Annotated in this window: 10 protein-coding genes; 4 read left to right on the top strand and 6 right to left on the bottom strand. The window is 58.5% G+C overall.

Annotated features, from left to right (window positions below; all coding sequences use genetic code 11):
• Window positions 1–65 precede the first annotated feature (65 nt).
• On the bottom strand, window positions 66–506 hold the full coding sequence (locus IGS51_RS03680) for a DUF1269 domain-containing protein (RefSeq protein WP_297076038.1): 441 nt from the start codon (window positions 504–506) through the stop codon (window positions 66–68).
• Window positions 507–703: 197 nt separating this feature from the next.
• Between IGS51_RS03680 and IGS51_RS03675 the strand changes: the two genes are divergently transcribed.
• Window positions 704–1,177, top strand: a complete 474-nt coding sequence (locus tag IGS51_RS03675) for a methylmalonic aciduria and homocystinuria type D protein (protein ID WP_297076036.1) — start codon at window positions 704–706, stop codon at window positions 1,175–1,177.
• 21 nt (window positions 1,178–1,198) lie between these two features.
• On the opposite strand, the gene IGS51_RS03670 is transcribed toward IGS51_RS03675, so the two are convergent.
• From IGS51_RS03670 to IGS51_RS03660, 3 genes are all read right to left on the bottom strand, one after another.
• Window positions 1,199–1,576 (bottom strand): hypothetical protein, encoded by a 378-nt coding sequence (locus tag IGS51_RS03670; RefSeq protein WP_297076033.1) that lies wholly within the window; start codon window positions 1,574–1,576, stop codon window positions 1,199–1,201.
• 124 nt (window positions 1,577–1,700) lie between these two features.
• Window positions 1,701–2,003, bottom strand: coding sequence for a 30S ribosomal protein S14 (rpsN, locus tag IGS51_RS03665; RefSeq protein ID WP_172353256.1), 303 nt, complete (start codon window positions 2,001–2,003; stop codon window positions 1,701–1,703).
• 103 nt (window positions 2,004–2,106) lie between these two features.
• Window positions 2,107–2,610, bottom strand: a complete 504-nt coding sequence (locus IGS51_RS03660) for a hypothetical protein (RefSeq protein WP_297076030.1) — start codon at window positions 2,608–2,610, stop codon at window positions 2,107–2,109.
• 263 nt (window positions 2,611–2,873) lie between these two features.
• Here IGS51_RS03660 and IGS51_RS03655 point away from each other — a divergent pair, with 263 nt between their 5' ends.
• Window positions 2,874–3,557, top strand: a complete 684-nt coding sequence (locus IGS51_RS03655) for a TraX family protein (RefSeq protein ID WP_297076027.1) — start codon at window positions 2,874–2,876, stop codon at window positions 3,555–3,557.
• A gap of 56 nt (window positions 3,558–3,613) precedes the next feature.
• On the opposite strand, the gene IGS51_RS03650 is transcribed toward IGS51_RS03655, so the two are convergent.
• Window positions 3,614–5,029 carry a tetratricopeptide repeat protein gene (locus IGS51_RS03650; protein WP_297076026.1) on the bottom strand — a complete coding sequence of 472 codons (1,416 nt, stop codon included), beginning with the start codon at window positions 5,027–5,029 and terminating at the stop codon, window positions 3,614–3,616.
• Window positions 5,030–5,705: 676 nt separating this feature from the next.
• Here IGS51_RS03650 and IGS51_RS03645 point away from each other — a divergent pair.
• Together IGS51_RS03645 and IGS51_RS03640 are read left to right on the top strand one after the other, a co-directional pair.
• The gene (locus IGS51_RS03645; RefSeq protein ID WP_297076024.1) at window positions 5,706–6,419 is read left to right on the top strand and encodes a MotA/TolQ/ExbB proton channel family protein; all 714 of its coding nucleotides are present in this window, start codon (window positions 5,706–5,708) and stop codon (window positions 6,417–6,419) included.
• Window positions 6,420–6,492: 73 nt separating this feature from the next.
• Window positions 6,493–7,209, top strand: coding sequence for a biopolymer transporter ExbD (locus IGS51_RS03640; protein ID WP_297076022.1), 717 nt, complete (start codon window positions 6,493–6,495; stop codon window positions 7,207–7,209).
• A gap of 45 nt (window positions 7,210–7,254) precedes the next feature.
• Here IGS51_RS03640 and IGS51_RS03635 read toward each other — a convergent pair whose 3' ends face one another.
• Complete coding sequence (locus tag IGS51_RS03635; protein ID WP_297076039.1) at window positions 7,255–9,513, bottom strand: AAA family ATPase; 2,259 nt, start codon at window positions 9,511–9,513, stop codon at window positions 7,255–7,257.
• Between the last annotated feature and the right edge of the window lie 145 nt (window positions 9,514–9,658).

The raw sequence follows: 9,658 nt of genomic DNA, 5'->3' as shown, positions 1-9,658 counted from the left end.
AAAGCCTTCGGCATACCAGAAAAGGGTGAGGGCTGAAATTGCTGCGTGAAGTATAGTGAAGTATATTACTGCCCCTGCTTGAGGGCTGCGCGTTTGGCATCCGGCAGCGGCGTTCTGATAACGATGGGGCTGAGCGCAAACAGTTCTTCGACGACACGCTCTACGGCTTCGGCGTGAACCAGCACCAGCAGCGCAGACGAATTGGGTTGGAGTGCCTCTTCAACCTGGATGAGGAAATCGGGGTTAAAGATTTCCTGGGCGATCGCCAGCGAGCGATGAAACACCACTGCGCTCAGGATGCCGCCCCACAGGTCGTTGCTCAGTTCGCCCACAGGCTCCAGCAGGTCGTGGTAGGCTTTGACCCGGATTTTTCCCTGTGCATTTTTGGTTACGACCACCGCATCTTCAAAATCTGCCAGATGGGACTGCTCGCGCCCCAGCAGATCTAGCAGCGCATGGTCGGCTGCCAGCTTTTGGTCAAACACCACGACAATTAATTCGCTCATAAGTTAGTAGTTCACTTGTAGCTTGGTAGCTTGGTAGCTTGGTAGCTTGTTCTCTCGCCGTTAAGGACGCTCAGCCCGTGCCTTTGGGGGACCCGTGCAATAGGGTGAGTGATTCGCCTAAAATGGCGTAGCCCAGCGTTCTGAATCCTAACGGGTTTGTCTGACCCTTTTGGTAAAGACGGGTTTAAGAAAGTCTTGTGCAGTATTCCATCCATCCGCCCAGCGACTATATTTTGCAGCACCAGTCACGGCTGCTTCCTGCCTGGCCGCAGGCGATTGCGTCGGTGCTAGTGATGCTGCAACCCAGCCAGTTTGCGCTGCTAGCGCGGACGCTCGACACAGAGCAAGAAAAGGAAAAGCTGCGATCGCACTTCCTGAACCAGGGGAGGGCGATCGCCCTGGTACTCCAGCAGCAGGGACATCTGGCAGACCTGTTCGACCCGCGCACGGGCTGGCCGATTCTCTCTGCCAGGGGCACACTGCCGCTGGACGATGTGGCCGTAGCGCGGGCGGCCCTGGGCTACTCGACGGATCACTGCGGCAACTGTCGCGTGATTTTGCATCCCCACCTGGGGACAGCAGTTTATCCCTCTACGCTGGTGTCGTCGGCTCCGGTGGAGGTGCTAGGGGCGATCGCCCAGCAGGTCTTGGGAATTGCGGCTCCACAGTGATAGCACAAGGGGGACTCGCTGCTAGGGAGAGCTAGGGAGATTATTTTGCACCGCCAATTCGGCAGGAGTTGGGGATTTTAACTTCCGCGAATACCACCACTCGCGCTGCTCCGGCGACAGCTTAAGCCAGTATAAGGTCACCACAAACGGTTCATTGGCGTGTTCCTGACCCAGGATTTCCACCACGTAGGAGGGCGAAGAGCGGGCCCCCACGTCGGGCACCAGCCGCCGACCAATGCGCCGCCAGCTTGGCTCTTTGCCGCGCCACTCTAGCCGACAGCAGGGATAGGGCAACTCTTCCCGATCAAACAGGCGACAGCAGGGCCCCAGAATGCGATAGGTATAGCAACAGCCCGGACTCGAAAAGACTTGTCCGGGCTGGAGTGGATGCTGATTCAAGACTTGTGCGACGAGATCTTAATGCCGTGTAACCTGACGGCGATGAGCCGCCAGCTATTAAGCCAAACAGTTCAGTGAAGCAGTCAAGCTAGAAAGAGGAGTCCGGGAAATATTCCCAAACGCTCTACCAGCTAGACTTCACCACGCCAGGGAGCAAACCTTGGTGCGCCATTTCTCGAATGACGTGACGCGACAGGCCAAAGTCACGGTAGTAGCCCCGGGGCCGCCCAGTCATCCAGCAGCGGTTGCGCTGGCGGGTGGGGGCGCTGTTGCGAGGAAGCTGCTGGATCTTCCGGTGAATTTCGAGCTTTTCTTGCTGCGATTCAGCCTTTGAAAATTCTTCCAAAAGGGCTTCCCGCTTAGCAGCATACTTTGCCGCTAACTTTTCACGCCTTTTCTCACGCTCGATCATGCTCTTCTTAGCCATGAATACTCACATTCACCTTTTGATTTAGACAGCGCTCTCTATTGTAACAGCTTAAATCCCAGTGCTGCCAGAAAAGTGTGAAGCAGCAAGCGATTCTGATGCCCTACTCTTCGGTAGAGGCGATCGCCGCAGGTGGCTTACTTTCGGCAGAGGCGACACTCTCAGCCGAAACCACAACAGGCGACGGAGCAACCACCGAGGGCCCACTAGACTCAGCAACAGGCGGGCTAGGCGGCGCTACAGGTTCGGGCGGCTTTTCGGACAATCCCAACTGCTTGCGGGCTGCGGCGACCACTGAATCCAGCGTCGATTTGCCCGAATCTAGCAGTTTTTTGCCTGTCTCAGGGGTCAAAAGCTGCTCTGGCGAGGGTTTTTCGGCGGTTAGGTCGTTCACCCAGGCGCGGGTTTTGCGACCAGCCGCGATGGAATTCTCCCAAAACCAATCAATGCCGACTAGCGCTAGGCACAACACTAGCCAAAGAAAATTTCCAGTTTCCCTTAAAATTTTCCAGGAAACCTCTAGGGCTTCTCGATAGGTTTTTGCGGTGCTGGGTTCCGTAATTAACGTCCAGAGTTTGTTAGCCTGATCAGAAAGTTGTTTGCTCATGATTCTCTAGGGGCGCATTAAGGGCGCATTGTCAAACCAGAAGGGGTCAAACCAGAAGGGGTCAAACCAGAAGGGTGCGTTCAGGTCAAAATCGGGTCGAACTTAGGGTTTCCCCTAATTTAGGGTTTATAGGGTTTCACTATCGCTCCTCAAGTCCACGTATACACTAGCAGCCTTGTTTGAGGTTGCCTAGTAGCGAAACCCCTAATTTCCTGGCCAGACTTTCAGATTGGAAACTCTCAGGTAATTCTAGATTTAGCACTGTGTCTTCAGACCTTTCGGCACGTTTTGCAACGCTGACCAACTACCAAATCAAGCTGCTGGCAGCGGGGCTGATGGTGATTGATCACGTCGGTTACGTCTTTTTGGACGAAACGGACTGGGCCATGCTCTGCTATGGCTTGGGGCGGCTCAGTTTTCCGCTGTTTGCGTGGCTGCTGGTGCAGGGCGAGGCCCACACGCAAAATTTTCACCAATATGCGCTGCGGCTGCTGGGGATGGCAATCCTGTCGCAGCCGATTTATCAACTCACCTTTGGAATTGCGCTATTTGAGGATTTCAATATTTTATTTACGCTGCTGCTGGGCTTGCTGTGTTTGCGGGCGGCGCGGCAGTGGCCCCGTTGGGCAGTGCTGATCTGGCTGGTGGGGGCGATCGCCGCTGAGTTGGCGAACTTTAACTACGACGCTTATGGCATTGCCCTGATTGCGCTGATCGGCAACTACAAGCCAACGCCGCTGTGGTGGACGGTGTGGTGCATTTTCACCGCACTGACGGCGGTGGTCATGTCGGGAAATTTCCAGTTTCTCGCGGGGTTTGCTGCCCTGATCTTCGCCTGTGCCAACCACGAGCGCGGCCCCAAGGCGCGATGGTTTTACTGGTTTTATCCCGCCCATATTGGGCTGATTGGGCTAGCTGCTTTTGGGCTGAACCGTCCAGCAGGCTAGCCCCCAGCCCATTGCCATCGGCACTGGGGAGCCATCGCCTCCACCCCAGACCCAGATCATTGGAGGGCTGACATTTCGGCGATCGCATTTCGGTAGCCCTCGGCGCGGCTCTGCTGGCGATATAGCTCGGCAGACTGGCGCAGGTCGGCCAGCGCCCCAGCGCGATCGCCCAGCCGCCGTTTGGCAATCCCCCGGTGATAGAAACTGTCGGCATCTTGCGGGTTGAGCCGGGTTGCCTGGTTGAGGTCGTTGAGGGCACTGCGGGCATCGCCCAGCCGCAGCCGCACCGCGCCGCGTTTGCCATAGGCCTGGGCGTTGTTGGGTTCGAGGGCGATCGCCTGGGTCAAGTCTTGGGCGGCTCCTGCAAAATCGCTCTGGGCCAGGCGGGCCTCGGCGCGGGCCATCATCAGGCTGGCACTGTTGGGCTGGCGCTCGATGGCGCGGGTATAGTCGGCGATCGCCCGCTGCGGTTCGCCCATCTGCATCAGCACGTCGGCACGGGCTTTGTAGGCGGGGGCATCGTCTGGCGACAGCGACACGGCCTGGTTGAGGTCGCTCATGGCTCCGTCTATGTTGCCGCTCGCCGCCCGCAGCACGCCCCGGTTCATATAGGCAGCCGTATAGCCCGGATCAAGCCGAATCGCCTGGTTAAAGTCGGACAGGGCAGCGCGGCGATCGCCCAGGGTTCCTGCCGCATAGCCCCGGTTGAAATAGGCCACGGCGGAGGTATTGTCTTTGGCGACGGCCTCGTTAAAGTCCCGCAGGGCCGCTTCTAGGTCGCCCTGGGCAAAGCGGGAACTGCCCCGGTTGAGGTAGGCATCGGCATAGTTCGAGCGCTGGCGGATCGCCTGGTCATAGTCGGCGATCGCCGCATCATGGTTGCCCTGCCGCGCCCGCACCACGCCGCGATTCAGGTAGGCTTCGGGATAGTTGGCCTGGAGCGCGATGGCCTGATTCAAGGCGGCGATCGCCCCGTCGAGGTCGCCCGTTGCCGCCCGGGCCCGCCCCTGGAAGAGATACACCTCAGCCCGATTTGGCGTAAGCTGGGCTGCCTGGTTAAAGTCGCTGAGGGCGGCGCTGGCATTGCCGACGCTGTAATACGCCACGCCGCGATTGAAATAGACATCGGCGTAGGTGGGGTTGAGTTGCAGGGCAGTGGTGTAGTCGGCGATCGCCGGTTCAAACTGGCCCAACCCAGCGTAGGCCGCGCCCCGCATGGCGTAGATGGCGGCGCTGCTGGGGCTAAAGCTGAGGGCCTGGGTAAAGTCGGCAATGCTGCCGCTGTAGTCGCGATTGTTGAGCTTGGCAACGCCGCTGTCGTAGGCTCGTTGCGCCGCCTGGGGCACGGGTTGGGCGATCGCCCCCGCCAGTCCCAGTCCACCTAGCCACAGCGCCGCCAGACCTGCAACCAGAGAACCGCGCACCCCTGACCGCTGGGTGGAGGGGCAGCTTCGACGGGGCGATCGCGTCAAAGCTGGTTGGAAGAATCGAGGCTGGGACGGGAGAGGTTGGGACGGTAGATGAGCAGGATAAAGTCGTTGCGCTCGATGCATCGCGGTTTTCCCCATGATGTTTCCCCATGATTCAGTAGTGGCGAGTTCAGTTCAGGAGCGAGTCCAGTGAGCAAATTACCGCTTCCGGTCTGGCAATTGTCAAGTAGAAGCAGAAATGATCAGGCAGGAATGGTCAGGCAGAAATTGTGAGGCAGGAATGGTCAAATTCAGTCAGGCTGCACCCATACCCCAAGTTTTCTGCCCAAAGCCTTCTGCCCAAAGTTTTCTGCCCAAAGTTTCTGCCCAAAGTTTTCTGCCCAAAGTTTCTGCCCAAAGTTTTCTCCAGAGTGCCCAGCTTTGCCCAAAATCTTAAAGGGTCGTCTAACCCAGAACTCAAGCCCCTTGCGTTACGTCTTGCTGCCAGGAGGGGGCAAAAGGGAGCGGTCGAGAGCCATCTTTGAAGGATGCCAGACTGAGAAAATTCTTGGAAAATCAAGCCCTTTGGCGCTTTTCATCGACTCTCTTGAAACCGGATTGGGAAAGGTTGCTAAAAATTCTCTAAAATTGAGACGGCCTGGAGCGGATACCGGATTTTAAGCCAGAACCCCTCCCGATTCGCGTACCCACCAGTCATGGATGGAGGACAAAAAATACTGTGAATATTGGTGAGCTTTTTTCTAAGGGCGGCTTTGTGATGTGGCCGCTGCTGCTGCTCTCGATCCTGTCGCTAACGGTGGTGATCGAGCGCGTCCTCTTTTGGTGGAAAATTTTGACCCGTGAACGAGAAACTGCTGGACGGGTGCTAGAAGCCGCCCAGCGCGACTGGCGATCGGCGGGAGATTTGGCCCGCAGCGCCACCGATCAGCCGATTGGGCGCTTTTTGAATGCGGGTCTGGAGCTAAAAGACCAGGAGCCGGACGTGGTGCAGTTGGCGATGGAAGCCAGCGCCCAGGAAGAACTCGCCGCCATGCACAAGGGCGACAAGATTTTGGAAGCCGTGATTGCGATCGCCCCGCTGCTGGGCCTGCTGGGAACGGTGCTGGGGCTGATCAACTCCCTCGGCTCGATTCGGCTGGGCGATCTGGGCACGACGGCGACAGAAAACGTGACGCTGGGCATTTCTGAAGCGCTGATCACCACTGCCACGGGGCTGATTATCGCGATTCTGTCGCTGGCTTTCTATCGGGTGTTTCAAGGGCTGATTGCTCAACAGGCTAAGATTTTCCAAAAAGCGGGCAACGAGCTAGAACTGCTCTATCGCAAAACCTGGAGTGGTCAGGATGCCGGACGCATCGCCAAACGAGCCAATTCCAGCGCGATCGCCCCAGACCCTTCGGGCACCAGCGCCGAAGCCGCAGAGCCGTCCTGAGGGTTTTAGCCCGCCCGCTTCAGCACAGGGCCGTCTCACCCCATCTCCCTAACGTTTCTCCAAACCGCTGGCTATGAAAATCCTCAACCCCGGATCGCAGCAAGACGACGTGCGGATCGAGCTAATTCCGCTGATCGACGTGATTTTTTGTATCCTCACTTTCTTTATCTTGGCGGCGGTGTCGCTGACGCGCCAGTTTGCGATCAACACCGATTTGCCCAGGGCTTCTACGGGTGTCGCCCAGATGCGACAAACCAAAATTGTGACGATCGATCCAGTCGGCACGCTGTACTGGGATGAAGACCCGGTGGACGAGTCGCGCTTGGTGCAGTTGGTACAGCAGTTTCAGCAAGAGTCGCCCGATGGAACGATCGTGCTGAATGCGCCGCCCTACGCCAGCTACGACAGCGTGGTGCGGGTGTTGGACTTGCTGCGGGCCGTGGGGGGCGATCGCGTCGCCCTGGCCGTCACGCCCAGTACCCAAGAGCCAACCGACCAGTTTGCACCGGGTCAACCCGGCTTTTCAACGCCCGGTGGAGCGCCAGGGTTGAATAATCCTGGTTTGAATAATCCTAGTTTGAATAATCCTGGTTTGAATAATCCTGGTCTGGGAAATCCAGGAACGCCGCTCGATCCCTTTGGCTTGCCGACTGTGCCGGGTGATCCGCTGGGAACGCCTGCTGCACCGCTGCCCCGCACCAATGGCGGCAGTTCTGCCCAACCGGGTGGCGCTGGCGCAGGTCAGACCACTCCTCGCACTCCGACGCTACCGCCTGCGGGTCAGCCCTAGATTTAGCCCTAGACACTTTACTAGACACTTTAAATTTTGATTAGATCAGGGCTTGGGCTGGGCTTTGACTGGGCTTTGACTGGGCTTTGACTGGGCTTTGACAAAGGCGATCGCCCCCTGCCACTGCACCGTCTGGTGGCTCAAGCACTGGCGTAATAGCGTCTGAATTTGGTTCAGATCCGCATCCGAGAGGAATTCGCGGATCTGTTCCGCATAGGTGGGCTTGGCACTGGCAGATGCAAACCAGCGGTCAATCAGCGTGGGTGAAATCAGCAGTTCCGTTTGCGTGTGTTCCAGCGCAATCTCTGCGGTGAACCCTGCTTGATCAAATAGCGTTTCCAGGTCTTGTACATCCCAGGTCATGCTCCAGACCGCGGCGCTTTCGTAAAGCTGCTCCTCCGCCTTGCGCCAGCGGTTCAGTAGCCTGGACGGAATGCGGTCTGGGGGAATGAGCTGGTGCAGGCGCTGTGTATGACGAGGCATTGTCTCTGCCAAGAGCAGATACCCTCCAGGTTGCAGCAGCAATTTCCAGGCTTGGAGCCATGTGCTGGGAGGGGCGATCGCATTCAAAAACACATTCCGACCTATGAGCCGATCGAAATGCAGGCTTGGGGACTCGGCGTGTAGCACAGCGGGTAAATCGGCGATCGCGCTGTGCAGCACAACGGGACGCAGCAGTTCCGGCAGCGCAGCCGACTGTTCTTGCAGCGCGGCTGCATCCTGCTGCTGGGGCGCACAGGCGTAGACCCCGCCTTCGGGAACGCGCCGCACTGCCTCCCACGTCAACAAGCCACTGCCCGCATTCAGGTCGAGAATCAGGTGATGCCGCTGGGGCGGAGCCAGTGCAAAGAGGCGATCGCGCACCTGGGCCAGCCGTTCCCCAGACTGGCTCAGCGTCCGTTGCAGCCACCGCTCTATGCCCGCATCGTCCGGGCCAAAGGTCAGCACCTCCGGCAGCGCCACGCCCACACCCTCCACCAGCGCCGCCAATTGCGCCTCGCGCCGCCGCGCCACGTCCTGCTGAATGCGCCCCTCATAGCCCTGCTCCGACGGTTGATAGAAGACTTGCCCCTGCAAGCGACCCGGAAGATACTGCTGCGCCACCCAATGCTCCCGATAGGAATGGGGATAGAGATAGCCCTTGCCGTGCCCAAAGCCGTCCTTGTCTCGGTTGGCATCGCGCAGGTGGGTCGGCACTTCGGCTTCGCGTTCGCGTTCCACTGCCGCCAGTGCATCAAAAAACGCCATGACGCTGTTGGATTTGGGGCAGGTCGCCAGATACAGCGCCGCCTGGGCCAGCGGATAGCGACCCTCCGGCATCCCCACCCGGTCAAAGGCTTCGGCGCAGGCATGGACAACGACGACGGCATTGGGGTCAGCCATGCCCACATCTTCGCCCGCCAGGATCAGCATCCGCCGAAAGATAAAGCGCGGATCTTCGCCTGCGTAGACCATGCGGGCCAACCAGTAGAGGGCCGCGTCCGGGTCGGAACCGCGCAGGCTTTTGATAAAGGCACTGATGGTGTCGAAGTGGGCATCGCCTTCTTTGTCATAGAGGACGGCGCGTTTTTGGATGGATTCTTCGACAACCTCCAGCGTGACGTGAATTGTTCCCTCTGCATTCGCAGGCGTGGTTTCAACGGCGAGTTCCAGCGCGTTCAGCAATGTGCGAGCATCGCCATTGGCAACGTTGATCAGATGTGTGCGAGCGTCTGGATCAATCTGAACCTGTCGCGTTCCATAGCCGCGATCGCCATCCTGCAATGCCTGATCCAGCACTCGTTCCAAGTCTTGTTCCGTCAGTGGCTTAAGCTGAAACACCCGCGAACGGCTGACCAGCGCCTTATTCACCTCAAAGTAGGGATTCTCGGTCGTTGCGCCAATCAGAATCACCGTGCCGTTTTCCACCCAGGGCAGCAGCGCATCCTGCTGAGACTTGTTAAACCGATGCACCTCATCCACAAAGAGAATGGTGCGCTGTCCGTACATGCCGCGTGTTTCCTGGGCGGTGGCGATCGCCTCTCGAATCTCCTTCACACCCGCCAGCACTGCGTTAATCGACAGAAACCGGGCGCGGGTCGTGTTGGCAATCACCATCGCCAGGGTCGTTTTGCCCGTTCCCGGCGGCCCGTAGAAAATCAGCGACGAAAGCTGGTCTGCCTGAATGGCACGGCGCAGCAGTCGCCCCTCGCCCAGGATATGCTCCTGCCCGATGTATTCTGCCAGGGTGCGCGGCCGCATCCGAGCTGCTAGGGGCGCTTCGGCGGCGGTGATCTGCTGTCGATGCTGCTCAAACAGGTCCATCATCTACTGCGCCGAGGGCGATCAGCGCGCTTTTCTGCGGTTCTGTTAGTCCTGCTACGCCCGTAATGTCCATGCCTTCATAAGGGCGATCGCTCCTTAACACTTGCACACATTCGCCCGTTTTGGCATCCCACAGGCGCACGGT

The organism is Thermoleptolyngbya sp. M55_K2018_002 (genome assembly GCF_015295965.1).
Lineage (GTDB): Bacteria > Cyanobacteriota > Cyanobacteriia > Elainellales > Elainellaceae > Thermoleptolyngbya > Thermoleptolyngbya sichuanensis.
This window is presented reverse-complemented; position numbering and strand designations above follow the sequence as displayed.

What these genes read in the sequence shown, in the direction of transcription:
- IGS51_RS03680 (WP_297076038.1), bottom strand. Translation starts at nt 506, where the DNA reads ATGAGCGAATTAATTGTCGTGGTGTTTGACCAAAAGCTGGCAGCCGAC.
- rpsN (WP_172353256.1), bottom strand. Translation starts at nt 2,003, where the DNA reads ATGGCTAAGAAGAGCATGATCGAGCGTGAGAAAAGGCGTGAAAAGTTA.
- IGS51_RS03660 (WP_297076030.1), bottom strand. Translation starts at nt 2,610, where the DNA reads ATGAGCAAACAACTTTCTGATCAGGCTAACAAACTCTGGACGTTAATT.
- IGS51_RS03640 (WP_297076022.1), top strand. Translation starts at nt 6,493, where the DNA reads ATGAAAATCCTCAACCCCGGATCGCAGCAAGACGACGTGCGGATCGAG.
- IGS51_RS03635 (WP_297076039.1), bottom strand. Translation starts at nt 9,513, where the DNA reads ATGGACCTGTTTGAGCAGCATCGACAGCAGATCACCGCCGCCGAAGCG.